Below are 21,346 nucleotides of genomic sequence, written 5' to 3'. Positions count from 1 at the left end.
TCCGGCCGGATGCGCGTACGCCCCGGCCGACGGGTGATCGTACGCTTCCCCCTGTGGCCCGATCCCTGCGAACCGTGTCCCTCCGGCCACTCGTGAGAGCGCGCCCCGAGGACGGATGCTCTGTGACGTGACCCAGACAACCGAGAGTGCGGCCGCCCGGAACGAGGACCACCCGGCCGACCGCACACCGTCCCGCGGGCCCTCCCGCCCGCGCATCCACCGTGCCTGGATCGTCGCCGTCGTCACGTTCGTGACGATCATCGGCGGCGCCGCGTTCAACTCCCTGCCCGGCCTCCTCATCGACCCGCTGCACACGGAGTTCGGCTGGTCGCGCGGGGAGATCGGGCTGGCCGTCTCGATCGACATGGCGCTGTACGGACTGACCGCGCCGTTCGCCGCCGCGCTGATGGACCGGTTCGGTATCCGCCGGGTCGTCGTCGTGGCCCTGACCACGGTCGCGGCGGGGGCGTTCGCCAGTGTCTGGATGACGGCCTCCTGGCAGCTGATGATCTATTGGGGGCTGCTCGTCGGCCTCGGCACCGGCTCGATGGCGTTGGCCTTCTCGGCCACGGTCACCAACCGCTGGTTCGTCGCCAGACGCGGCCTGGTCACCGGCATCCTCACCGCGGCCGGCGCCTCCGGCCAGCTGATCTTCCTGCCGCTGTGCGCATGGATCGTCGAGGAGCACGGCTGGCGCCCGGCCTCGGTCACCGTCGCGCTGGCCGCGCTCGTCGTCGTCCCGTTCGTCTGGCTCCTGATGCGTGACCACCCGGCCGACGTGGGCCTGGCCCCCTACGGCGGCGCGTACGTCGAGAAGCCGGCGCCCGCCCGGGGTGCGGCGGCCCGTACCGTACGCGTCCTGGTCGACGCCGCCCGCACCGGACCGTTCTGGCTGCTCGCGGGCACGTTCGCGATCTGCGGCGCCTCGACCAACGGTCTGATCCGTACGCACTTCGTGCCGTCGGCCCACGACCACGGCATGCCCATCACGGCAGCCGCCTCGCTGCTCGCCGTCATCGGGGTCTTCGACATCATCGGCACGGTCTTCTCCGGCTGGCTCACCGACCGCTTCGACGCCCGCCGACTCCTCGCCGTCTACTACGCGTTGCGCGGCATCTCGCTGCTCTTCCTGCCGATGCTGATGGCGCCGACGGTGCACCCGCCGATGGTCTTCTTCATCGTGTTCTACGGCCTGGACTGGGTGGCCACGGTCCCGCCGACGCTGGCGCTCTGCCGCGAGCAGTACGGCGAGGACAGCGCGATCGTCTTCGGCTGGGTCCTCGCCTCCCACCAGGTGGGCGCGGCACTGGTGGCGTTCCTCGGCGGTGTGGCGCGCGATGTGTTCGGCTCGTACGACATGGTCTGGTACGCGTCGGGGGCACTGTGCGCGACGGCGGCGCTGATGGCGCTGGTGATCCGGCGGAAGGCGGAAACCCCGGAACCGGTGGTGCTGACCGGCACCGGCTGAGGCGGCCGCCGACCCGGCCGCGACGATGTGGTCGGGAGGAGCACCAGGAGTACGGCGGCAACGACGCACCGTACCGGTGCACGCTCACCCGCTGAAGCGCCCGAACGCCCCTCGGTGGAACAGCAGTGGACCCTCCCCGTCCGAGGCCCCCAGCGCCTCCACCCGGCCGACCACGATCAGATGGTCGCCGCCCGGGTGGACGGCCTGGATACGGCAGTCGATCCAGGCGGGTACGGAGTCCAGCAGCGGTGACCCTGTCGCGGGAGCGGCCTCGTACGACACTCCCGCGAACTTGTCGGCACCGCTGACCGCGAAGCTCCGGCACAGCGCGCCCTGGTCCGCGCCCAGGATGTTGACGCAGAACGCCCCGGCGCGGGCGATGCGCGGCCAGGTCGTCGACGTACGGGCGACCATGAAGGTGACCAGCGGCGGGTCGAGGGAGAGCGAGGCGAACGACTGGCAGGCGAACCCCGCAGGGCCGTCCGCGTCGCCCGGGTCGTGGGCGGTGACGACGGTGACGCCGCTGGCGAAGTGGCCGAGCACGCGGCGGAATTCGCCCGGATCGACCGGCAGTCGCTCGTCGTCGGCGACGGCCCGCAGATCGGGGCGCGGCAGCGGATCGACCGGCGCCGGGCCGGCGCTCGTGGCGGCGCCGACGGACCTGAGGTACCGGACGGCGGTGGCGGCCATGCCTGCGTGTCCCATCACGTCTCCCATTGAAGTTGACGGTTCGTCAGATGAGAAGGGCTGTGACCGGGTGGTCACATACCCCGGTACTTCGGCTTACGGCGTTCCACGAAGCTCGCCACGCCCTCGCCGGCGTCCTGCGTCGTCATGTTGATCTCCTGGGCCATCGCCTCGGCGGCGAACGCCGTTGCGCGGTCGGCGTCCAGGGACGCGTTGACCAGCTGTTTGGTGAGGGCGAGGGCGCGGGTCGGGCCGTCCGCCAGGCGCTGGGACCACTCCCGGGCCGTCGCCGCCAACTCCTTCGCCGGGACCACCCGGTTGACGAGGCCCAGGCGTTCCGCCTCCGCTGCGGGGAGCGCGTCGCCGAAGAACATCAGCTCCTTGGCGCGCTGCGGGCCGATCAGGCGGGGCAGCAGGTAGGCCCCGCCGCCGTCCGGGACGAGACCGCGGCGTGCGAAGACCTCGATGAACGTCGCCGAGTCGGCGGCCAGGACCAGGTCGCAGGCGAACGCGAGGTGCGCGCCGATGCCGGCCGCGGTGCCGTTGACAGCCGCGATCACCGGCTTCTCGCAATCCAGGACCGCGGCGATCAGGCGCTGCGCGCCGAGTCGGATGGTGCGGGACACGTCGCCGGGGATCCGGTCGCCCGTCGACGGGGTGCCACGCAGGTCGGCGCCCGCGCAGAAGCCGCGACCGGTGGCGGTGAGGACGACGGCCCGGACCGACGGGTCCGCGGACGCGTCGGCGAGGAGCGCGATGATGCGTTCCCGCTGGTCCCAGGTGACGGCGTTCATCGCCTCGGGGCGGTTCAGCGTGATCCATGAGACGCCGTTGTCGGTGGCGTGGAGTACCCATGGATCAACCGGTTCGGCCGGGCCGGTGTGCTCGGCGGTGTCTTCGGGGGAGGACGGCATGAGGGAGCTCCTTGGAGGAGGGTGCGGTCAGCGGCAGACGGCGAGTGCGTCAAGCGCCACCGCGCCCTGCCCGCGACCCAGCACCATCAGCGGGTTGATGTCCAGTTCGGAGAGGTCGTCGCCCAGTTCCAGCGCCATCCGCTGGACACGCAGCACCACCTCGACGAGCGCGTCGACGTCCACCGGCGGTCCGCCGCGTACGCCTTCCAGCAGGGCCCGGCCGCGCAGTTCGCCGAGCATCGCCCGCGCCTGGTCCTCGCCGAACGGCGGCACCCGCACCGCCGCATCGTGCAGCACCTCCACGAGCACGCCGCCGAGTCCGACCGTGACCGTCGGCCCGAACAGGGCGTCGTGCGTGACGCCGACCATCATTTCGACGCCCCGCTCGATCATCTGGCAGACCAGGACGCCGTCCAGCTCGACACCTTCGTAGCGGGCGATGTCGGTCAGTTCGCGGTACGCGTCGCGGACCTGGCTCGCGGAGGTGAGCCCGACCTTGACCAGGCCGAGCTCCGTCTTGTGGGCGAGCCGTGCGCCCGACGCCTTCATCACGACCGGGTAGCCGACCAGACCCGCGGCGCGGACGGACGCGGCCGCACTGGTGACCAGCTGCTCGCGCGGGACACGGATGCCGTACGCCCGCAGCAGCTGCTTCGCCGCGTGCTCGCTCAGCTGGTGGCCCGGGCGCATCAGGGCCTGCGCCTTGCGGAACGAGGGCGACGGCGTGCGCGGCGCCTCGTCGAAGGGCGAGCGGTACGAGGCGGCGAACCGGTGGTGGTCCAGATAGGCCTTCACGGCGGTGATGCAGTTGCCGAAGGTGCGGAAGGTGGCGACGCGCGACGAGCCGAGCAGCGTCGTACGGTACGCGTCCTCCGTGCCGACCGGCGAGCCCCACACCACACACACCAGCTTGTCCGTGGTCTCCGCCGCGTCCACCAGGTCCTGCGCGAGCCGGTCGCTCATCGGGGGGAACGGGCCGGTGATCGGACAGATCAGCACCCCCACGTCCGGGTCGGCGAGGATCGCGTCGATGATCTTCCGGCCGCGCCAGTCGCCGACCGGGTGACCGCCGTTGTCGACGGGGTTCGCCACGTTCAGATAGCCGGGAATCCATGCGTGCAGTTCGCGCTGCTTCTCCTCGGACAGGGTGGGGAGCCTCAGCCCCGCCCCGGTCGCCAGGTCCGAGAAGTGCGCGCCCGTGCCGCCCGAGATCGAATACACGACGACCCCGTCGGCCTGCGGCTTCCGCGCCCGGGCCAGCAGGGCCGCGGTGTCCTGGAGTTCGTCGAGCCCGTCCACCCGGATCACGCCGAACTGCCGCATCGCCGCGTCCACCACCTGGTCGGCGCCGGTCAGCTTGCCGGTGTGCGACGCGGCCGTCCTGGCCCCCGTCTCCGTACGCCCCACCTTGACCGCCACGACCGGCACCCCGGCCCGCGCCGCCCGGTCGGCGGCGAGCAGAAAGGAGCGGCCGTCCTTGAGCCCCTCGACATAGGCGGCGATGGCCCCGACCTCGGGGCGCTCGGCGAAGTACGAGATGAAGTCGGCGGTCTCCAGATCCGCCTCGTTGCCCGTGGGCGCCCAGTGCGACAGCCGTACGCCCAGCTCCTGGAGGGTGTAGACGGGACGGCCCTGGTGACCGGACTGGGTGATCAGGGCGATCGCCGGTCCGTCGAGGTCGTCCCGGAACGCCTCGAAGGCGTTGAGGTTGGTGTTCGGCCCGAGCAGCCGCAGCCCCGACCGCTCCACCGCGGCCGCCAGCCGCGCCTGGGCGGCGGCGCCCTCCTCGCCGGTCTCGGCGAACCCGGAGGCGAAGGCGACCGCGAACTTCACCTTGGCCTGCCCGAGTTCCTCGATCACCGGAAGCGGGTCGCCGACCAGCAGTACCGCCAGATCGACCTGCTCCGGCAGATCCGCGACGGAACGGGAGCAGGTCCGGCCGAAGACGGATTCCCGTGTGGGGTGGACCGGATGCAGTCGCGCCCCGACCCGCTCGGCCCAGGCGACGAGCTGCCGGGTGATGCCGGTGTTGGGCCTGCCCTCGGTGTCGGACGCCCCGATGACGGCCACGGACTCGGGCCGGAAGAACCGGTCCAGGTCGGGCACGGGGGCGTGCAGCGGGCGGCCGCTGACATCGAGATCGCCTTCCGCGGCGGCGACCGCCATGCTGTGGACGGCGGCGTGCGGCTCTTCTCCGCAGGCCACCACCCGGGCGCGGAAGTGTGTGGTGAGGGTGCCGTGCGTCGATCCAAGCATCGTTCCGCCCACTCCTGCCAGAAGTCCGTCGGGGTGCCTGTGCCGGGTCAGCCATGAGCTGACACTCTGTCAGGTTACTGAACTGACGCTCCGTCAGGAATGGGTGTGCAGGCAAAGGCTGGACGGGGCTGCCGGGCCGATGCGCGGTGCGCGCCGAAGTCCGTGAAGTCGACCGCGTACGCCGGGGCGAAGTCAGCCGGTCCGCTTCGCCAGCCGCTTGGCGATCTTCTCCGCGTCCAGGGCCATTTCGCGGAACATGCCGCTGATCGGGTTGGTGAACCCGGTGAAGTGGAGGCCCGGCGCATGCTTCGGCGTGCGGCCGCCGTGCACGACCGGCCTGCCCCGTGCGTCCAGTACGTCGAGGTGTCCGACCAGCCCTTCGAGCGCCCGCCGGTAGCCGGTCGCCGCGATCACGGCGTCCGGCGTGATTCGGGTCCCGTCCGCCAGCACCACGGTGTCCTCGTCGAACGAATCGACGGTTGGCACCGGCAGCACCCGGCCGCCCCGCACCGCGTCGATCAGCCCCACGTCCTGGACCGGAATGGCGCCGTCCTTGACCCGTGAGTAGAGGCCCGTGTCCGGGCGCGGCAGGCCCTGTTCGGAGAGGTCGGGCACGGCGGCCCTGGCCATCAGCCGGCCGGCCCGGTCGACCAGGCGCACCGGCAGTCTGCGGACCAGGATGCCGGTCGCCTGCGCGGGCCAGCCCGCCGTGGAGCGGCGCACGATGTGCGGAACGGTGCGCACCGCGATCCGTACCCGGGAAGCGCCCCCCTCCGCCAGGTCCACGGCGATCTCCGCCCCCGTGTTGCCGATACCGACGACGAGGACGTCCTTGCCCGCGTACGGGGCGGGATTGCGGTAGTCCGAGGCGTGCAGCAGCTCGCCGGTGAACGTGTCGCGGCCCGCCCAGTCGGGGATTTGTGGGGTGTGGTTGTAGCCGGTGGCCACGACGACGGCCCGCCCGGTCAGGACCCGTCCGCCGCTTGCGGTCAGCTGCCAGCCGGTGCCGTCCGACGCCCGGTCGACACGGGTCACCTCGACACCCGTGACCACTTCCAGCTCATGGTGTTCGACGTACTTCTCCAGGTAGCGCACCACGTCGTCGCGGGCCACCCAGCGTCCGAACCGGCGCGGCATCGTGAGCCCCGGCAGTGCGGACCAGCGCCGGGTGGTGTGGAGGTGCAGCCGGTCGTAGTGACGGCGCCAGGAGGCGCCGACGTTCTCGGACTTCTCCAGTACGACGGCCCGCACCCCCTGCGCGCCCAGGGCGGCCGCGGCGGCGAGACCGCCCGGGCCGCCGCCGATGACATAGACGGGCCGGTGCTCCGTGATGTCGGTGGGCGCGGGCGAGGGTCCGCTGTCGGCGGTGGAGGTGCTGTCGGGCATGGCTCGGAGCGTAATCGCCCGATTACTTGATGGGTCTCGGTCAAGATCGGGTTCCATTGCGAATTGGTCACGGGTGGCTTGGGGCGGTCGAGGGGGCAGGGGCTTCGCGGTGGTGTTCCGGGGCTATCGGGATCAACGCATCTGACGTACCGTCAGATCTCTTGAATTCCTCAACCCCGCGGCGGAACGGGAAGGGGTCCCGATGCGGACGATCTGGCTCGGCGGAGCCGAGTGGCTCGCCGTCCTTCGAACAGGGCTCGGCCTGTGGTGGCTGGAGAGCTGGCGACACAAGGACAAGAAGGGCTGGTTCGAACGCGGTACGGGCATCGCCTGGGCGGCGGACGTCGCGGGCAAGCACAAGTGGCCGGCGGTCAGGAGCGGATTCGAGAAGGTCGTCGCGCCCCGCCCGAAGGCAATGGCCTACCTGGTCGTGTACGCGGAACTCGCCCTCGGTCTCGGGCTGATCGTCGGCTTCCTGACCCCGGTCGCGCTCGTCGGCGGGCTGCTCCTCAATCTCCTCTATCTGGTGCTGATGATCCACGACTGGGCCGAGCAGGGGCAGAACGCGATGATGGCGCTGATCTCGCTGGTCGCCCTCTTCGCCATGTCCTGGCAGGTCTGGTCTCTCGACCACGCGATCGGACTCTTCGGATGACCGCCGCCGCCCCCCGCTTCGACCTGCCCGAGCCGGACGACTTCACCCGCCCCTACTGGGACGCCGCCGCCGAGGGGCACTTGTTGGTGCGACGGTGCCGTGCCTGCGACGCCGCCCACCACTATCCGCGAGAGTTCTGCCCCACGTGCTGGAGCGAGGACGTCGACTGGGAGCGGGCGAGCGGCCGCGCCACGCTCTACACCTGGTCCGTCGTCCACCGCAACGACCTGCCGCCGTTCGGTTCCCGCGTCCCGTACACGGCGGCCGTCGTCGACCTCGCCGAGGGGCCGCGCATGATGACGGAGATCGTCGACTGCGAGGAGTCGGCCCTCGCGATCGGCATGGAGCTGCGCGTCGCCTTCCGGCAGGAGGAGGGGTGCGAGGCGGTCCCGGTCTTCCGGCCGGAAGCCGGTGCCTGACGCGGCGGAGTCAGCGCCGCTTGCCGCGGCGCAGCTTCCACCGCTCCCAGATGTTGGGGTGGCGGACGACCACTCCGCCCATGCCGCCCGAACCGGTGAGGCGGAGCAGCGGTGCGCCCGGGAGCCTCTCGCCCCGGGTCCGGTCCTTGAAGCCGCCCATGCCGGGACGGACGTCGTCGGTCTCCGCCGCCCACCCCCTGGGTACGACCACGACAACCCCGCCCATCTGGCCGTTGACCTCCAGCTCGATCTCGCGCAGTCGGGTCTCGGTCTGCGTGAAGTCGAGCTTGGCGCCGCCCATGCCGCCGTCCACGTCGATGCGTGCGGGCACCTTCCATCGTCCGGTCCGTGCCAGGCCGTGGATGCCGCCCTCGAGGACCAGCGGCTCCGTCGCGTTCTGCGGCGCGGGTGCCAGATCGGCAGTGAGGGGTTCCAGCTCGGCGAAGGTCTTGGCGCCGAGCGCCTGACCCAGGCGCACATCCAGCTCGTCGAGATCGATGCGGCCTTCGGCCGCCGCCTCCTGGAGCTGCTCCACCACCGCTTCACGGTCGGCATCGGAGGCGCGAAGTCGACTGACGGAATTCGGGCGCTCAGGAGTCATGAACCTGATGATACGGAACGGGTCACCAGTCCTCCCGTACCAATTGCGCGACCACCACCCCGTGCAGCAGCTCCGCGTCCACGAACTCCCCGTCCTCCGGCGCCCCGCACCGCCAGCTCAGCGGATACGTGTTGCCGTGCGCCGCGGGGATCCCCACGTACAGATCACGCGCCGACGGCCCGAGACAGGCCGCCCCCGGCGGCCAGTCGTACCTCTTGCTCACCCCGGGCGGGATCAGGAAGTACGTCCACCGCCCGCCCGCGACCTCCCGGACCACCGGACCCGGGTCGCCGTCCGTGAGCGTGGCGAGGTGGTGCAGGACGGCCTCGCCGGGTACGCCGCGAACCCGGATGGCGTCGAAGTGAACCCCGGTCAGGTGAAGTTGGAGCCCCGCGGGCGGTACCCATTCGGGGAGCTTCTTGCTCGTCATGGATACGAGGATCCCGCTGACTGCGTAGCGTGACCAGAGAGACACGGTCCACATTTGGCAATGTGGTGAGAACGGTGGTGGCTGTGGGGACGAGTGGTGAGCCGTCGCAGGTGCGGAGGCTTGTGGGAGATCTCATCCGCATCCACCGGGTGCGGGCGGGGCTCACACAGAGAGACGCCTCGGAGAAGCTGATGGTCTCGGAGTCCCTGATGGGGGCGTACGAGCGGGCTGAGCGGATCCCCTCGTTGGACTTCCTGGGGGCTGCGGACCAAGTCTTCGAGGCGTGCGGAGCGTTGAAGGCGTGCGTGGAGCTGATGGACGAGGAGAAGTACCCGCCGAAGTATGTGGACTGGGTTCGGCTCCAGCGGTTGGCGCGGGTCATCAGCGCGTACGAAATGATGGTGATCCCCGGCCTGCTTCAGACGGAGGCGTACGCACGTGCGCTGTACGCGTCCCGTGTACCGGCGTACACGGAAGAGGAAGTCGCCCGGCATGTCGCAGCTCGTCTGGAGCGGCAGGCGGTGTTGACCCGCACGCCTCCACCGCGTATCGGGTTCGTCATGGAGGAGTCGGTCCTGGAGCGCATTCTCGGCGGCCCCGAGGTACTCAAGGATCAGCTCCGGCATCTGCTGGAGTGCATGCGGACGATGAGTCACTTGACGTTTCAGGTGATGCCTACCCGTCGGCACATGCATGCGGGACTCCACGGGCCGATGCAGCTGATGAGCACGGAGAAGGGGCGCAACTTGATCTTCGAAGAGGGGCACGGCGGCGGTACGTTGATCTCCAAGCCGGACCGGGTCAACGACCTGTTCGACCTCTTCGGCATCCTGCGGGCGCAGGCGCTCACGCCCTGGGAGTCTGCGGAACTCATCGAGGAGAAGGCGGCGCAGCTATGAAGTCGACGGAACTGGACTGGTTCAAGTCCAGCTACAGCACCAACGAAGGCGGCGAGTGCATCGAAGTCGCCTACGACTGGCGCAAGTCCAGCTGCAGCACCGGCGAAGGCGGCGCCCGCGTAGAGGTCGCCACCCGCCCCCACACCGTCCACATCCGCGATTCCAAGGTCATCGACGGCCCCACCTTCGCCGTCACCCCGGCCGCCTGGTCCGCCTTCGTGGCAGGTGCGCGCACCGCCTGATCGTCACAGGCCGGGCGCGCCCCAGACCGGGAACCACCGGGAGAGATCCTGTTCGACCCGCAGGTCGTCGCCCAGTGTCGCCCTGACCTGCAGCTCCAGGGGGCTGTCGCGTCTCTCGACGCCGCCCGGCACCGGGGCGAACGGATAGAACGTGCCGCGTTTGTAGAGGTAGACCAGCGCCAGCGAGCGCCCCTCGGCATTCCGGAAGCCGATCAGCGAGCAGAGCAGTTGCGGGCCGAAGCCGCCGTCCTGGAGCAGGGTGTTGACCGCGTGCAGATCGTTGACCAGGGCGGCCACGTCGTCGGGGGAGTGACGTGCGAGCAGCCAGGTGTAGCCGTACGAATCGCGGCTGAACTCCACCGGGATCCCGCCCCGGTCCGTGTCCGCGTCGAGCAGTTCCTGTACGTCCTGCTGGATACGGGCGAAGGTGCCGCCCTCCACCCCGGCGAAGCAGACCGAACCCAGACCGGTGGGGACGAAGCCCGCGCCCGCCTGGAGGGTGAGGGCGGCGGACGGTACGGCGAAGAGCTGGTCGAGGTCGGGGCGTACCGGTTTGCTGCGTCCCAGGATCGTGTCGAGCAGACCCACTGCGGACTCCTTACGGGCGGGCGAGTTCGGCGGAGATGCGCGCCAGCTGGTCGAGGCGCTGTTCGAGGGTCGGGTGGGAGGAGAGCAGCCGGCTGAGGCTCTCCTTCGAGGAGAACGCCGGGACGAAGTAGAAGGCGTTGTACGGCTCCGCCTTCCGCAGGTCCTCCGTCGGGATCCGGGCCATCTGCCCGGTGACCTTGGTGAGCGCCGAGGCGAGCGCGGAGGGGCGGCCGGTGAGGAGGGCGGCGGCGCGGTCGGCGGAGAGTTCGCGGTAGCGCGAGAGCAGCCGGGTGAGCAGGAAGCTCAGGCAGTACACGACGGCGCTGATCAGCGGGACCAGCAGGATCGCGATGCCGACGGGGTCGCTGCTGCGGCCGCGGGAGAAACCGCCCCAGAGGGCGACGCGGGTGACCACGCCGGCCATGACGCCGAGGAACGAGGCGATCGTCATGACGGCGACGTCCCGGTGCGCGACGTGCGACATCTCGTGCGCGATGACGCCCTCCAGTTCTTCGGGTCCCAGTCTGCGCAGGAGTCCGGTGGTGGCGCAGACGAGGGCGGTCCTCTCGCCGCGGCCGGTGGCGAAGGCGTTCGGTACGTCGCTCCGGGCGATGGCCACCCGAGGTTTCGGCATGTCGGCCAGGGCGCAGATCCGGTCGATGGTGCCGTGCAGCTCGGGTGCTTCCTCGGGGGTGACCTCGCGGGCGCCCATGCTGAAGGCGGCGATGCGGTCGCTGAACCAGAACTGCGCGATGAACAGACCACCCACGACGATCAGGATGATCGGCCAGGCGCCCCGCAGTACCGCGAGGAGCACGCCCACGAGGACCACGTACAACAGTCCGATCAGGAACATGGTGGTGACCATGCGCGTGGTCAGACCGTGGTCGGGGGCGTATCGGGAACGAGCTCGTGTCATGGAATGCCTCCAGCGACTCACCTGCTTCCCATAGTGCTCCTTTCCGGTGGAAATCGGTTCACCGGCTCACGGCCAGAGGAGTTCCCGGGTCCAGTTGCCGCCGTCCCGGCGGTAGCGGAGCCGGACGTGCCGTCGCCGCACATCGCCCTGGAAGAACTCGACCTCGTGCGGCTCGACCACGTACCGCGTCCAGCTCGTCACGTCCGCCTCCGGTTCCGCCTGCGCCCGCTCCCATGCGGCGTCCGAGGCGCGGTTCAGCTCCTCGTACGAGTCGAGCACCTCGCTCTGTCGCCCCACCAGTGCCGAGGCCAGCGCACCGGTCGAGCGGACATGCAGATCGGCCCGGCTCTCGGCCGGGGTGCAGGCGGTGACCGGGCCTCGTACCCGTACCTGCCGGCCCTGTGCGGGCCAGTAGAAACCGAGCGCCGCATGCGGATGCGCGGCGAGCTGGCGGCCCTTTGCGCTGGTGGCGTGCGTGGCGAAGTGCCAGCCGCGGTCGTCCGCGTCGTGCAGCATCAGCGTCCGTACGTCGGGGTGGCCCTCGGCGTCGACCGTGGCCAGCGTCATGGTGTGCGGCTCGGTCTGCCCGGCGGCCACCGCCTCGGCGAACCAGGTGTGGAAAAGGGGGAGCGGGGTGCGGGGCGCGGCGGCCGGGTCGAAGGCGGGGAGGTCCACGTCCCAGACGCGCTGGGCGTGAAGGAGGTCCCGGAAGGTGTGCTGCGCAGAGGTCGATGCATCCGTCATGCGGCCATTGGACATCAGGGCATGGAGTTGCCCCGTTGCCCCACCCCCTCGGGCCCGTTCACGCCCGCCCCAGCACCACCGTCCCCGACGAGCAGAACCAGCCGCCCGTCCCCGAGGCCACCGCCAGTTCCGGCAGCCGTCCGTCCGCCTTCCGGACCTGACGGTCTCCCGCCTCCCCGCGCAGTTGCCGTACCGCTTCCACCAGCAGGAACAGCCCGCGCATGCCGGGGTGACAGGCGGAGAGGCCGCCGCCGTCGGTATTGACCGGGAGTTCGCCGGTCAGGCCCGTGCGGCCCTTCTCGACGAAGGCGCCGCCCTCGCCCTTCGCGCAGAAGCCGAGGTCCTCCAGCGTCACCAGCGTCATATAGGTGAACGCGTCATATATCTCGGCCAGGTCGATGTCCGCCGGTCGTACCCCGGCCCGCTCGAACGCCAGGCGGCCCGAGACGGCCGCCGGGGAGACCGTGAAGTCGTCCCACTCCGACATCGTGGAGTGCGAGACGTGCTCACCCGTGCCGAGGATCCACACCGGAGCCTTCGTCGTGTCCGGCACGTACTCCTCCGCGGCCAGCAGCACCGCGCACCCGCCGTCGCTGCGGATGCAGCAGTGCAGCTTGGTGAACGGGTCCGCGATCATCGGTCCCGACAACACGTCGTCCACCGTGATGGGATCCCGGAACATCGCGTCCGGGTTGGCCGCCGCGTTCGCCCGCGCCTGGACCGCCACCTCGGCGAGCTGCTCCAGCGTTGTCCCGTACGCGTGCATATGGCGGCGGGCGGCCATGGCGTACTTGGCGATCAGCGAGTGCCCGTACGCCACCTCGAACTGGAGCGGGCCGCGCGAACCGAACGACAGGTTCGACGTGCGGCGCCCCGCCCTGATGTCGGCGCGGGCGGTCGATCCGTACACCAGGAGTACGGCGTTCGCTCGGCCTGCCGCGATCGCGTCGGCGGCGTGGGCGGCCATCACCTCCCAGGTCGCACCACCGACCGCCGTGGAGTCGACCCAGGTGGGCTTCAGCCCCAGATACTCGGCGACCTCGACGGGGGCGAGCGTGCCGAGTCCGGCGGAGGCGAAACCGTCGACGACGGAGCGGTCCAGGCCCGAGTCGGCGAGTGCCCGGCGGGCGGCCTGGGCGTGGAGGGCGTACGGAGTGGGGCCGTCGACGCGTCCGCAGTCCGCGAGGGATATGCCGACGACAGCGACCTTGCGCGAGGGGGAGGAGGGTGAGGAAGGCATGGATCTGACGGTACATCAGATATGGCGCAGCGGACCGGTGTGCGGGCGGGATCGGGTCCGGGCGGGGGTGTGCGCGAGTCTGGGTTTCTGGCGCCATCACCCCTAACATGACGGCCCGTCAGATAAGGGGGCGACGGCCCCTGAGGGGAAGGAGCCCGACGATGGACGCCGCCTTCACCGCGGAACAGGACGAGATCCGCCGCACCCTGCGCGAACTGCTGGCCAAACGCTGCGGACCCGACGAGGTCAGGAGCGCCGTACGGACCGCGCACGGATACGACGAGACCCTGTGGCGGCAGCTCGCCCAGGACCTCGGACTGCCGGGCCTCGCGCTCGCGGAGGAGTACGGAGGAGCCGGCCGCGGCCCCGCCGAACTCGCCGTCGCCTGCGAGGAGGCCGGTCGCGCCCTGCTGCCGTCCCCGCTGCTCGCCACCGCTGCACTTGCCGCACCGCTGATCGCCGCTGTCGGCACCGACGCCCAGCGCACAGCCCTGCTGCCCCGCATCGCCGCGGGCGAACTGACCGCGACCCTCGCCCTCCCCGGCGGCTCACCGGCCACCGCCCTCGGCCTCGTCGACGACACCAGTGCCGGCGCCTGGGCGGGCGGCGGCCGGTCCGGCGGCGTACAGGCCAGGCCCGGCCCGGACGGGTGGCGGCTGTACGGGGAAGCCGCCCAGGTCCTCGACGGGCACAGCGCCGGCCTTCTGCTGGTCGCCGCCCACGCGGGTGGCTTCCCGCGCAGCCGGACTCTCCTCTTCCTCGTCCGCTCCGACACGGCGACCGGGCTCGCCCGCACCCGGCAGACCTCGCTCGACGAGACCCGGCCGGTGGCCCGCGTCGAACTCCGTGAGACCACCGCCGAACTGCTCGGTGCGGACGACACGGTGGATGTGTCGGGACCGGCCGGAGCGCTCGCCGCCGTCGGGCGCACGACCGCCGCCGTACTGGCGGCGGAGGCGGTCGGAGCCGCCGCGAGCGCGCTCGACCGAACCATCGAATACGTCAAGGCGCGCGAGCAGTTCGGCCGCGCCATCGGCTCCTTCCAGGCGGTGAAGCACCGGCTCGCCGACCTGTATGTACGCGTGCAGGCGGCCAGGTCCGCGGCCTACTACGCGGCGTGGGACCCGGCGGCCGGAGGGCTCGCGCTCGCGCAGGCGCTGGAAGCGCTGCGGATCACCACCGCCGAGGCCGTGCAGCTGCACGGCGGCATCGGCTTCACCTGGGAACACGAGGCCCATCTCTACGTCAGACGGGCCGCCGCCGACGAGCTGCTCTTCGGACCGGTCCACCGGCTGCGCGACCACGCAGCCGAGCAGGCCGGTCTGTTCACGCCCGACGTCCGGAAACCGCGCGTGGAGGTGGCGGTCTGATGGCGCCCGGAGTCCGGCTGATCCAGAAGGTGTCCTCGACCCGCACCTTCGCCAGGATCGCCCCGCATGTCGTGCCCGCCATGGACCGTACCGTCCACCGGCTCACCCGCGGCAAGGTGCTGCTCAGCGCCCGGATGCTGCCGGGGGTGATTTTGACGGTGCGGGGGGCGAAGAGCGGCCGGCCACGCACCACTCCACTGGCCTGCATGCCGGAGCACGGCTCCGCGGGCGGTGGCAGCACCGGCTGGATTCTGATCGGCAGCAACTTCGGCCGTCCGGGTCATCCTGCCTGGACCGCCAATCTGTTGGCCCATGCGGACGACGCCGTCATCAACTGGAAGGGGCGCGAGATCGCCGTGCGTGCCCGGCTGCTGGAGGGCGCGGAGCGGGCGGAGGTGTGGCAGGCGGCGCTGACGTTCTGGCCGCCGTACGCCACCTACCAGGCGCGGGTGGAGCGGGAGATCCGGCTCTTCCGGCTGGAGCGGCGCGACACCCCGTGACGCGGAAGCTGCCCGGATACGCCGATGGCGGACCACATCGGGTGGTCCGCCAGCGGTGAGACAGGACGTGGGCAGCCCGGGATTGCCGTGCGGGGCCCAGCGCAGGAAGAAGCGAGGCAAGAAGCCGGAAAGATGGGTGCGCCCGGCGCTATTTCGTCGGTTTCTTGCCGGTGATGCCCAGATGCACCAACAGCGCCAGGTTCGGCTTGAGTTCGGCCTGCTTGACGCCCCAGGTCTGGAAACCCTTCTGGTGCGAGGCGACCGCCGCCAGCATCGCGACGAGCGAGCCCGCCATCGCCGCCGGGCTGACGTCCTTGTCGACCTTGCCCTTGGCCTGGAGCTCCTTCACCGAATCGGTGAGGGAGTTGGTGACCGAGTTCAGGATCTTCATGCGGATCTTGTAGAATCGCTTGTCGCCCTCGGCCGCCCCCAGGTCGACCACGCGCAGGATCGCGTCATGGTGTCGCCAGAAGTCGAGGAACCCCTCGACGAGTTCTTCGGAGGTCTGCCAGCCCGCCTTGCCGACCCAGGAGCGGCCGGCGACCAATTCGGTCAACGCGGCACCCTCCTTGGCCATTTCTTCGGCGATCTCGAGGACGGCTCCCTCGACGTCGGGGAAGTACTGATAGAAGGTTGCGGGTGAAGTCCCCGCCTTGCGGGCGACGTCGATGACTTTGACGTCCCGGTAGGGCGAGGAGCTGAGCATTTCGCTGAGGCAGTCGAGCAGCTTCTGCCGCGTCGCCTGTCCGCGTCGACCGGCCACGCGGCCGTCGACGGTGCGCACTTGTCCTGTCATGCCGTCAGCTTACCGAGGGGTGATCGGAGCGCGATTCGGCCGACTGCAAATGGGGAGTTCCGCAGGTGCGGTGGGGTGGTGTGGGGGAAGTGGCCGGATTTCGGTGGATGCGATCCACAGCCTGAATAGTGTTATCAACAGCCTGTGGACAACTTCGGTGGATAACTTTCCGTGACGCGATGGCTAACGAACTCCGATGTCGAATCTTCGTTCGACAGGAGTCATTCGTTGCGCGGCACACGCGGTGCGCGGCTACTTTGAGTGTGACGAGCGTCACTGCTATGGAAGGATTCGGGCCCATGGCCGCATTCCCGCGCTCCGCGCCGTGTTGGGTGGACGCCCAGCTCCCCGATCTCGAAGCGGGCAAGCGTTTCTACGGCGGGCTCTTCGGGTGGACCTTCCGGGCCGGGGACGCCGCAGGGGGCGCGTGCGCCGACGCCCTCAGCGACGGCAAGCTCGTTGCCGCACTCGCCGCCAAGCAGGACGGCCGGATGCCGACCGCCTGGGGCGTCTACTTCTCCACCGACGACATCGCCGCGACCGTCGCCCTGATCCGGCAGGAGGGCGGCCAGGTCATCACTGAGCCTGTCCGGGTCGGGCGCGCGGGCGTGCTCGCGCAGGCCGCCGACCCGGGCGGTGCGGTCTTCGGGCTCTGGCAGGCCGGTGACCGCAGCGGGTTCGAGAAGCAGAAGGAGCCCGGATCCTTCTGCTGGACCGAGGTCTACACCCGGCGGAAGGACCGCGTCGACGCCTTCTACGAGCAGGTCTTCGGCTTCCTCGGAACCGACCTCGGCGAGTCCGGCACCGATCACGGTGAGCCGGGCGCCGATCGCGACGAGCCGGACACCGGCGAGGGGGACGCCTCGGACTCCGGATCGGTCGATTCCGGTTCTGCCGAGTCCGGCTCCGGCGGTGCGGGCGCCTCCGAGTCCGGCGTCGACTTCCGCATGTGGTCCCCCGAAGGCACCGAACCCGGGCCCGACACCGCGATCGGCGGACGCAGCGTGATCACCGACGCGTTCCCGGCCGAGATGCCCAGCTATTTCCTCAGCTATTTCGCCGTCGCGGACTGCGACGCCACCGCCGAGACGGCGGTCGAGCTCGGCGGCCGGGTCTCCGCGCCGCCCTTCGACATCCCGTACGGGCGGATGGCGGTCCTGCACGACGATCAGGGTGCCGAGTTCGCCGTACTTCAGCCCCCGGTGTCCTGATAGAGGGCAGAGTGACATGTGACACCCCGATCCGCCCCCGGGTTCGCAACCATCGCATCGGCCAGGAACAATCAGGGAGCGCACCGCCGGGTGGTGCCCAGTGGTGAGACGCTGCACAGGGCGGGTTTTCGCGGACTTCTGTTCCTGAGGTCCGTACGGGGAGGTGGCAGGCAAGTGGTGGAGCAGCTGACGCAGCACGACCCGAGGCGGATCGGCCCGTTCGAGGTGCTGGGACGGCTCGGGGCCGGCGGCATGGGGCTGGTCTATCTCGCCCGCTCGGCGTCCGGCCGACGGGTGGCGATCAAGACCGTACGCACGGAGCTCGCCGAGGATCAGCTCTTCCGGGTCCGCTTCACGCGTGAGGTGGAGGCCGCCCGCGCGGTCAGCGGCTTCTACACGGCCGCCGTGGTGGACGCCGACCCGCGCGCGGCCGTGCCCTGGCTCGCCACCGCGTACGTGCCCGCTCCCTCGCTCGAGGAAATAGTGAATGAGTGCGGCCCGATGCCGACCCAGGCGGTGCGCTGGCTGGCCGCAGGGATCGCCGAGGCGCTCCAGTCCATCCATGGCGCGGGGCTGGTCCACCGCGACCTGAAGCCGTCGAACGTGCTGGTGGTCGAGGACGGTCCGCGGGTGATCGACTTCGGGATCGCGTCCGGAGTCTCCAACACCCGGCTGACCATGACCAACGTGGCGGTCGGCACCCCCGCGTACATGTCGCCGGAGCAGGCCAGGGACTCGCGCAGTGTCACGGGCGCGAGCGATGTGTTCTCGCTCGGCTCGACGCTCGTCTTCGCCGCCACCGGGCATGCGCCGTTCCACGGGGCGAACCCGGTCGAGACGGTTTTCATGCTGCTGCGGGAGGGCCCCGATGTGGAGGGGCTGCCCGACGACCTGCGGCCGCTGATCGAGTCCTGCATGCAGATGGACGCCGGGCTGCGGCCCAGCCCGGCCGATCTGCAGGCCCAGCTCGCCCCGCACCTCTTCGCCTCCGGCAGCGACGACAGCGGTACGGCGTCGGCCTGGCTGCCGACGTCGGCCACGGCGATGATGGAGCAGCGCCGGGGCGGGGGGCGCACGGCGGCACCCGCCGCGGCCCCTGCGCCCACCCCTGCGCCCGCCCCGGCTCCCGCCCCTGCTCCCGCTCCGGCGCCGCCCCAGCAGCCGCCGCGGGGCGCGGACTGGGAGCCGGCGTGGCGCAGCGGGGCGGACCTGAGAGGGCCGTCCCCCGCTCCTGCCCCTGTTCGGGCGGCGGAGCCGGACGGGGGCGGTCCGGTGCGGCTGCCCGGGGCGAAGGTGCCGATCGGACCCGGGCCGCGTGCCGTGGACGTGCGCGCGACGGCCGGCGCGGAGGCGGGCCCCGCGACCGGGTGGGTGCGCCCGCCCGCCGGGCTGAACGGCGCGGCCCCGGCCGCCGCCCCGCTGCCCGCTCCGACGCACGCCCCCGATACGCCGCCCGCGGAGCCGGACCGCTGGCGGCCCTGGCGGTTCCGGATGTCGAACGACGTGTGGGGCACGCCGGTCGTCGCCGGGGACCTGCTGTACGTGACGTCCTTCGAGGTGCACGCGCTGGACGTCGGCAACGGGCGGCGCCAGTTCAAGACCCGTGACGTCGCGTGGTCGATGACGCTCGACGGCGGCCGCATCCACGGCTCCGACGGCCCTTCGCTGTACGCCCTGGACGCGCTGACCGGCGCCGAACGGTGGCGGCTGCAGACCGACGCCTGGGTGTACTCGCTCAAGGCCGACCGGGGCACTGTGGTCACCGGCACGCGCGGTGGCGGCGTGCAGGCGTGGGAGGCGTCCACCGGCGACAAGCTGTGGGAGACCGGAGGCGTACAGACCGACTTCGAGACGGCCGAGGCCGGGCCCGCGATCCACGACGGCATGGTGTACCTGTGGCAGGACGCCCGGCTGCGCGCGGTGGACGCCCGTACGGGCATCGAGCGGTGGTCGTACCCGATCGGTGACGCGGCGTCCTGCGGGGGAGTACCGGTACGGGTGACGGCCGCCGCTGACGGCTACGTGTACGTCGCCGCGGGCACCCGGGTCCTCGCGGTGGACATCGCGTCGGGACTGGTGCGGTGGCACTTCGAGTCGCCCGCGGTCTTCCTCTCCCCGCCCGCGTTCGCGCCGGGGCCCGCGGTCACCGGCGGCGGGGTGTACCTGGCCGACTACCTCGGCACGGTGTACGCACTCGACGCGACGACCGGCAAGGACCGGTGGCGCATCGCCACGGAGGCGCGCCAGTCGATCGAACCGGTCCTGGTCACGGCGGGCAATGTCCACGTCGGCAGCGGCAGCGCGCTGTACACGCTGGACGCGGTGACGGGTACCCCGAAATGGCGGTTCGCCGCGGGCGGCGAGGTCGTCGGCGCGCCGGTCGTCGCGGACGGCCGCGTCCACTTCGGTTCCGCGGACCACGTGCTGTACACGCTTGACGCGGCGGGTGGTCAGCTGCGCTGGAAGCTTGCGACGGGCGGCGAGATCACGGGGTCGCCGGTGGCGAAGGGGGGCGTGGTGTACGCGTGCAGCAAGGACCGCTGCGTGTACGCGCTGGACGCGGTGAAGGGGACGGGCACGGGCACGGGGAACCGGGCTCGGGCGTAGGCGTTCACCGGGCTCGCCCGGCAGCCGCTTCGTCCTCAGTCGCCGGACGGGCTCGACCGGCCCGGCGGGCAGCGCGGGTCCTGGGCCCCGGGGCCCGTGTACGGGTCCGCCTCGGGCTCCGGCAGGGGACTCGTCTGCACCGATGGCCCCGGCTCCTGCGTCGGCGGCCACGTGTCCGGATCGTCCGACCCCGGCGCCGGGTAGGGCTGGGGCCGGTCCACGCGCCCCGGATGCCCGTGCCCGCTCCGCCGCCCCGACATCACCGCGGCCCCCACCAGCATCAGTGCCCCGCCGACCGCGGCGGTCGCCACCCCCACCTGCAGCCCGGACCCGTCCGCCGCCACCGTCAGGCTTCCCGTCGCCTGCCCCTGCCGCACCATCCACAGCACGGTGAAGCCGAGGACGACGACCCCCGCGCACGCGACCAGCAGCCGGGACCGGAGCACCACGCCCACCACCGTCACGGCCGCGGCGAAGAGGAGCGGCAGCCAGACCGACCCCCACAGTCCCGGCCGCGCACCGCTGATGCCGTTGAAGAGGTCCGCGATCCGGTACTGCCGCCCGAGGCGGCCGTCGTACCAGTCACGGAAGGGGCTCAGCACGGCGGCCGCCGCTCCTGCGAGAGCGACGATCGAGCCGAGGATGTTGCGGATCATCATCGGCCTCCTGCGGTCGTGCGGACCGGCATCACGCATCAGCGCCGCTCTCGGCGTCGACGCTACGCCGGGCCCCCGACCCCCGCCACCAGGGGCGCACCGGCCGGACGGCCCTTCCCCGCGCGCCATGCGTTACGGTGTCGCGCGGTCGTTCGACAGCAACATGACAACAACACAAGGGGGGCTGCATCGATGATGCGGCAGCATCTGAAACTCTCGGCGGTCCTGGTGGTGGTGGTACTCGCACTCACCGGCTTCTCGACCTCGAGCCACGGTGGCAAGAGTCGGGGCAGCAAGAGCCGCGGTTCGAGCAGCAGCAGCGGCGGCGGCTGCTCCAACTCCAAGAAGAGCAACGGCAGCTACCACCACAACGACTACGACGACAACGACTACGACGACTCGTCGAGCAGCTCGTCCGGCGGCTCCACCTACGAGACCGCGACCCCCGCCGCCACGGCGACCGACGCGCCCCAGGTGACCGTGATCCGTTGCGCCCAGCCCCGCAAGGGCAAGCGGCGGGCCGTGACGTCCTCCACCGTCCGGGTCAGCTCGAGCGAACTCGGCACGCACGTGTACAAGGTCGACGTCACCTTTCTCGACGCGCTCGGCAAGACCGTCGACAGCGGCGAGGCGAGCGTGGAGCTGACGGACGCCGACAGCGCGACCGTCTCCGTGCGGATGGACAGCCCGAGCAAGGTGTCCCGGGTGAAGAAGTGCCGGGCCGAGGCCGAACTCAGCCACTGACCGCTGCTGACGGG

Annotated in this window: 22 protein-coding genes; 10 read left to right on the top strand and 12 right to left on the bottom strand. The window is 71.2% G+C overall.

Annotation, left to right across the window (positions count from 1 at the left end; all coding sequences use genetic code 11):
- Positions 1–127: 127 nt before the first annotated feature.
- The gene (locus ACFU6I_RS00785; protein WP_384359945.1) at positions 128–1,468 is read left to right on the top strand and encodes an MFS transporter; all 1,341 of its coding nucleotides are present in this window, start codon (positions 128–130) and stop codon (positions 1,466–1,468) included.
- 84 nt (positions 1,469–1,552) lie between these two features.
- Here the strand turns inward: ACFU6I_RS00785 and ACFU6I_RS00780 are convergent, their stop codons facing one another.
- The 4 genes from ACFU6I_RS00780 to ACFU6I_RS00765 all read right to left on the bottom strand — a co-directional run bounded on the left by ACFU6I_RS00780 (position 1,553) and on the right by ACFU6I_RS00765 (position 6,711).
- The gene (locus tag ACFU6I_RS00780; protein ID WP_384360211.1) at positions 1,553–2,158 is read right to left on the bottom strand and encodes a flavin reductase family protein; all 606 of its coding nucleotides are present in this window, start codon (positions 2,156–2,158) and stop codon (positions 1,553–1,555) included.
- 71 nt (positions 2,159–2,229) lie between these two features.
- Positions 2,230–3,069, bottom strand: a complete 840-nt coding sequence (locus ACFU6I_RS00775; RefSeq protein ID WP_384359943.1) for an enoyl-CoA hydratase/isomerase family protein — start codon at positions 3,067–3,069, stop codon at positions 2,230–2,232.
- A 27-nt stretch (positions 3,070–3,096) separates the two neighbouring features.
- Positions 3,097–5,325 carry an acetate--CoA ligase family protein gene (locus tag ACFU6I_RS00770; RefSeq protein WP_384359941.1) on the bottom strand — a complete coding sequence of 743 codons (2,229 nt, stop codon included), beginning with the start codon at positions 5,323–5,325 and terminating at the stop codon, positions 3,097–3,099.
- A 192-nt stretch (positions 5,326–5,517) separates the two neighbouring features.
- Entirely contained in the window at positions 5,518–6,711 is a 1,194-nt protein-coding gene (locus ACFU6I_RS00765; RefSeq protein WP_384359939.1) for a flavin-containing monooxygenase, read from the bottom strand.
- A 202-nt stretch (positions 6,712–6,913) separates the two neighbouring features.
- On the opposite strand from ACFU6I_RS00765, the gene ACFU6I_RS00760 reads away from it, so the two are divergent.
- Together ACFU6I_RS00760 and ACFU6I_RS00755 are read left to right on the top strand one after the other, a co-directional pair.
- Positions 6,914–7,366 carry a DoxX family membrane protein gene (locus tag ACFU6I_RS00760; protein ID WP_384041430.1) on the top strand — a complete coding sequence of 151 codons (453 nt, stop codon included), beginning with the start codon at positions 6,914–6,916 and terminating at the stop codon, positions 7,364–7,366.
- Positions 7,363–7,785, top strand: coding sequence for a Zn-ribbon domain-containing OB-fold protein (locus ACFU6I_RS00755; RefSeq protein WP_384359937.1), 423 nt, complete (start codon positions 7,363–7,365; stop codon positions 7,783–7,785). The genes ACFU6I_RS00760 and ACFU6I_RS00755 overlap by 4 nt, the downstream gene beginning before the upstream one ends.
- Before the next feature lie 10 nt (positions 7,786–7,795).
- On the opposite strand, the gene ACFU6I_RS00750 is transcribed toward ACFU6I_RS00755, so the two are convergent.
- Entirely contained in the window at positions 7,796–8,386 is a 591-nt protein-coding gene (locus tag ACFU6I_RS00750; RefSeq protein ID WP_384359935.1) for a DUF1707 domain-containing protein, read from the bottom strand.
- 22 nt (positions 8,387–8,408) lie between these two features.
- Positions 8,409–8,816, bottom strand: a complete 408-nt coding sequence (locus ACFU6I_RS00745; RefSeq protein WP_384359933.1) for a hypothetical protein — start codon at positions 8,814–8,816, stop codon at positions 8,409–8,411.
- A 122-nt stretch (positions 8,817–8,938) separates the two neighbouring features.
- Here ACFU6I_RS00745 and ACFU6I_RS00740 point away from each other — a divergent pair, with 122 nt between their 5' ends.
- Positions 8,939–9,715, top strand: coding sequence for a Scr1 family TA system antitoxin-like transcriptional regulator (locus tag ACFU6I_RS00740; RefSeq protein WP_384359931.1), 777 nt, complete (start codon positions 8,939–8,941; stop codon positions 9,713–9,715).
- Positions 9,712–9,957: a DUF397 domain-containing protein gene (locus ACFU6I_RS00735; RefSeq protein ID WP_384359929.1), complete on the top strand. Its 246-nt coding sequence runs from the start codon at positions 9,712–9,714 to the stop codon at positions 9,955–9,957. Before ACFU6I_RS00740 ends, ACFU6I_RS00735 begins: the two co-directional genes overlap by 4 nt.
- 3 nt (positions 9,958–9,960) lie before the next feature.
- Here ACFU6I_RS00735 and ACFU6I_RS00730 read toward each other — a convergent pair whose 3' ends face one another.
- From ACFU6I_RS00730 to ACFU6I_RS00715, 4 genes are all read right to left on the bottom strand, one after another.
- On the bottom strand, positions 9,961–10,545 hold the full coding sequence (locus ACFU6I_RS00730; protein ID WP_384359927.1) for a hypothetical protein: 585 nt from the start codon (positions 10,543–10,545) through the stop codon (positions 9,961–9,963).
- 10 nt (positions 10,546–10,555) lie between these two features.
- Positions 10,556–11,464: a zinc metalloprotease HtpX gene (gene htpX / locus ACFU6I_RS00725; protein ID WP_384359925.1), complete on the bottom strand. Its 909-nt coding sequence runs from the start codon at positions 11,462–11,464 to the stop codon at positions 10,556–10,558.
- Positions 11,465–11,530: 66 nt separating this feature from the next.
- Complete coding sequence (locus ACFU6I_RS00720) at positions 11,531–12,208, bottom strand: pyridoxal 5'-phosphate synthase (RefSeq protein ID WP_384359923.1); 678 nt, start codon at positions 12,206–12,208, stop codon at positions 11,531–11,533.
- A 58-nt stretch (positions 12,209–12,266) separates the two neighbouring features.
- Entirely contained in the window at positions 12,267–13,448 is a 1,182-nt protein-coding gene (locus ACFU6I_RS00715; protein WP_384359921.1) for an acetyl-CoA acetyltransferase, read from the bottom strand.
- A 161-nt stretch (positions 13,449–13,609) separates the two neighbouring features.
- Here ACFU6I_RS00715 and ACFU6I_RS00710 point away from each other — a divergent pair, with 161 nt between their 5' ends.
- Entirely contained in the window at positions 13,610–14,818 is a 1,209-nt protein-coding gene (locus ACFU6I_RS00710) for an acyl-CoA dehydrogenase family protein (RefSeq protein ID WP_384359919.1), read from the top strand.
- The gene (locus tag ACFU6I_RS00705; protein WP_384359917.1) at positions 14,818–15,318 is read left to right on the top strand and encodes a nitroreductase family deazaflavin-dependent oxidoreductase; all 501 of its coding nucleotides are present in this window, start codon (positions 14,818–14,820) and stop codon (positions 15,316–15,318) included. Before ACFU6I_RS00710 ends, ACFU6I_RS00705 begins: the two co-directional genes overlap by 1 nt.
- A gap of 148 nt (positions 15,319–15,466) precedes the next feature.
- Here the strand turns inward: ACFU6I_RS00705 and ACFU6I_RS00700 are convergent, their stop codons facing one another.
- The gene (locus tag ACFU6I_RS00700; RefSeq protein WP_345514861.1) at positions 15,467–16,114 is read right to left on the bottom strand and encodes a TetR family transcriptional regulator; all 648 of its coding nucleotides are present in this window, start codon (positions 16,112–16,114) and stop codon (positions 15,467–15,469) included.
- Between the two features lie 299 nt (positions 16,115–16,413).
- On the opposite strand from ACFU6I_RS00700, the gene ACFU6I_RS00695 reads away from it, so the two are divergent.
- Complete coding sequence (locus tag ACFU6I_RS00695; protein ID WP_384359915.1) at positions 16,414–17,325, top strand: VOC family protein; 912 nt, start codon at positions 16,414–16,416, stop codon at positions 17,323–17,325.
- Between the two features lie 174 nt (positions 17,326–17,499).
- Positions 17,500–19,932: a PQQ-binding-like beta-propeller repeat protein gene (locus ACFU6I_RS00690; protein WP_384359913.1), complete on the top strand. Its 2,433-nt coding sequence runs from the start codon at positions 17,500–17,502 to the stop codon at positions 19,930–19,932.
- Positions 19,933–19,967: 35 nt separating this feature from the next.
- On the opposite strand, the gene ACFU6I_RS00685 is transcribed toward ACFU6I_RS00690, so the two are convergent.
- The gene (locus ACFU6I_RS00685; protein ID WP_384360209.1) at positions 19,968–20,588 is read right to left on the bottom strand and encodes a hypothetical protein; all 621 of its coding nucleotides are present in this window, start codon (positions 20,586–20,588) and stop codon (positions 19,968–19,970) included.
- A gap of 192 nt (positions 20,589–20,780) precedes the next feature.
- Between ACFU6I_RS00685 and ACFU6I_RS00680 the strand changes: the two genes are divergently transcribed.
- Positions 20,781–21,332 (top strand): hypothetical protein, encoded by a 552-nt coding sequence (locus ACFU6I_RS00680; protein WP_384359911.1) that lies wholly within the window; start codon positions 20,781–20,783, stop codon positions 21,330–21,332.
- Positions 21,333–21,346: the final 14 nt, after the last annotated feature.

This window comes from Streptomyces sp. NPDC057486, from assembly GCF_042802415.1.
GTDB classification, from domain to species: Bacteria; Actinomycetota; Actinomycetes; order Streptomycetales; family Streptomycetaceae; genus Streptomyces; species Streptomyces yanii.
The sequence above is the reverse complement of the archived record's forward strand: the minus strand, read 5'-3'. Positions and strand labels throughout refer to the sequence as shown.

Excerpts from the sequence above, each read along its gene's own strand:
- ACFU6I_RS00700 (WP_345514861.1), bottom strand. The coding sequence starts at position 16,114 with ATGACAGGACAAGTGCGCACCGTCGACGGCCGCGTGGCCGGTCGACGC.
- ACFU6I_RS00745 (WP_384359933.1), bottom strand. The coding sequence starts at position 8,816 with ATGACGAGCAAGAAGCTCCCCGAATGGGTACCGCCCGCGGGGCTCCAA.
- ACFU6I_RS00755 (WP_384359937.1), top strand. The coding sequence starts at position 7,363 with ATGACCGCCGCCGCCCCCCGCTTCGACCTGCCCGAGCCGGACGACTTC.
- ACFU6I_RS00775 (WP_384359943.1), bottom strand. The coding sequence starts at position 3,069 with ATGCCGTCCTCCCCCGAAGACACCGCCGAGCACACCGGCCCGGCCGAA.
- ACFU6I_RS00705 (WP_384359917.1), top strand. The coding sequence starts at position 14,818 with ATGGCGCCCGGAGTCCGGCTGATCCAGAAGGTGTCCTCGACCCGCACC.
- ACFU6I_RS00765 (WP_384359939.1), bottom strand. The coding sequence starts at position 6,711 with ATGCCCGACAGCACCTCCACCGCCGACAGCGGACCCTCGCCCGCGCCC.
- ACFU6I_RS00695 (WP_384359915.1), top strand. The coding sequence starts at position 16,414 with ATGGCCGCATTCCCGCGCTCCGCGCCGTGTTGGGTGGACGCCCAGCTC.
- ACFU6I_RS00680 (WP_384359911.1), top strand. The coding sequence starts at position 20,781 with ATGATGCGGCAGCATCTGAAACTCTCGGCGGTCCTGGTGGTGGTGGTA.
- ACFU6I_RS00710 (WP_384359919.1), top strand. The coding sequence starts at position 13,610 with ATGGACGCCGCCTTCACCGCGGAACAGGACGAGATCCGCCGCACCCTG.
- ACFU6I_RS00750 (WP_384359935.1), bottom strand. The coding sequence starts at position 8,386 with ATGACTCCTGAGCGCCCGAATTCCGTCAGTCGACTTCGCGCCTCCGAT.
- ACFU6I_RS00685 (WP_384360209.1), bottom strand. The coding sequence starts at position 20,588 with ATGATCCGCAACATCCTCGGCTCGATCGTCGCTCTCGCAGGAGCGGCG.
- ACFU6I_RS00720 (WP_384359923.1), bottom strand. The coding sequence starts at position 12,208 with ATGACGGATGCATCGACCTCTGCGCAGCACACCTTCCGGGACCTCCTT.
- ACFU6I_RS00770 (WP_384359941.1), bottom strand. The coding sequence starts at position 5,325 with ATGCTTGGATCGACGCACGGCACCCTCACCACACACTTCCGCGCCCGG.
- ACFU6I_RS00715 (WP_384359921.1), bottom strand. The coding sequence starts at position 13,448 with ATGCCTTCCTCACCCTCCTCCCCCTCGCGCAAGGTCGCTGTCGTCGGC.
- ACFU6I_RS00760 (WP_384041430.1), top strand. The coding sequence starts at position 6,914 with ATGCGGACGATCTGGCTCGGCGGAGCCGAGTGGCTCGCCGTCCTTCGA.
- ACFU6I_RS00780 (WP_384360211.1), bottom strand. The coding sequence starts at position 2,158 with ATGGCCGCCACCGCCGTCCGGTACCTCAGGTCCGTCGGCGCCGCCACG.
- ACFU6I_RS00735 (WP_384359929.1), top strand. The coding sequence starts at position 9,712 with ATGAAGTCGACGGAACTGGACTGGTTCAAGTCCAGCTACAGCACCAAC.
- htpX (WP_384359925.1), bottom strand. The coding sequence starts at position 11,464 with ATGACACGAGCTCGTTCCCGATACGCCCCCGACCACGGTCTGACCACG.